Below are 1363 nucleotides of genomic sequence, written 5' to 3' on the forward strand. Positions count from 1 at the left end.
GGGCGTGACGAACGCTGGACATCGCTAACTCCTCGCCGACCCGTCGCGCCGGCTGCAATAAAAAGGGGACTTTCGAAGCGCTAGGGGAAGGCTTGTGAAGAGTGAAAGCCCCGCGAAAGTGAAGGTGCGGCCCAGACTATCGGGCAGCCTGAACGGGCGGAAATACCTATCGCCAATGCCCCGGATAGAGAGGCGCTATCGTTCATGCACGGCCCCGGAGCCTCACTATACTGAGGCTGTAGCGACGAGGACGAAAACCCCGATGAGCCTGCGCAAACGCCTGTTTTCACTCTTTGCGCCGCTGCTGGTAGTGACCCTTCTGATCGTCCAGCTCCTGTCGGACCACCTGCTGCTGCGCCGTTTCGACCAGCAGGACGAACAGAACCTCCAGGACGCGGCCAGCAAGGCACAACAGATCCTGTTCGACCACATCGAGCAGGCCGCGCAGCTGTTGCGCAGTTACAGCTGGTGGGACCAGAGCTACGCGGTCGCCCAGGCGCGCAGCCCGGTGGAACGCTACCTGGAGGAGGACCTCGACGACACCGAACTGGACAACTACGACTTCGACTTCATGGCCATGTTCGATGCCCAGGGACGCCTGCTGCTGGAGCGCTGGGGCACGTTCGACACCCGCGAACTGCTGGTGCTGGGTCCGGGCGGCGAACCGAGCCGTGAAGACCTGCGCAACGACGTGTACGCGCGCAGCGCGGCGACAGGCATCCTCGACGCCAAGGGCGATCCGCGCTTCACCACGGCGCAGTTCCTGCTGATCCATGGCGTGCCCACCCTGCTGCTGAGCAGTGCCGTCACCGACAGCGACGGCACTGCGCCGGCGGCCGGCGCCTTTATCGCCGGCCGCTTCTTCACCACGTCGCGCATGACCTCACTGGCGCACCAGTTCGTCGGCCAGGTCGCCTTCATCCCCGCCGTGGCCGACACGACGGGCTGGCAGCCCAGGCACGAGGCCCCCCTCGGCGCCGAAGTCAGCCCCCGCGAGCTGCTGTCCGACAAACGGCAGAGCATCCTGCTGCAGCTCGACAACCCGTGGCAGGCACCCGAGCTGGCCCTGCGCATCACCACCGAACGTAGCAACTACAACGGTGCGCACGACGCCTTGCACTTCTTCCTGGCAATCAGCTTCGTCATCGTTCTCGGTGCCGCCCTGGTTGTCTACATGGGCCTGGAGTTCTGGCTGCTCAGGCGCCTGGAGGTGCTCAATCGGGAGATCGACGGTATCGGCGAGCAGACCCGGCTGCCGAAGCTGGCGGACCTCGGCAGGGATGAGCTGGGGCAGTTGAGCAGCGCCCTCAACAGCATGCTCGAGCGCCTGGAGCAGAGCGAACAACGTGACCGCGCCATTCTC

Annotated in this window: 1 protein-coding gene; it reads left to right on the top strand. The window is 65.0% G+C overall.

The features are described from left to right. Positions 1 to 262 precede the first annotated feature (262 nt). The coding region (locus tag J0A65_RS23505) for a CHASE4 domain-containing protein (protein ID WP_206596707.1) at positions 263 to 1363 on the top strand (1101 nt) is incomplete at its 3' end.

Source organism: Bowmanella yangjiangensis (assembly GCF_017255015.1).
In the GTDB taxonomy this organism is placed as follows: Bacteria; Pseudomonadota; Gammaproteobacteria; order Enterobacterales; family Alteromonadaceae; genus Bowmanella; species Bowmanella yangjiangensis.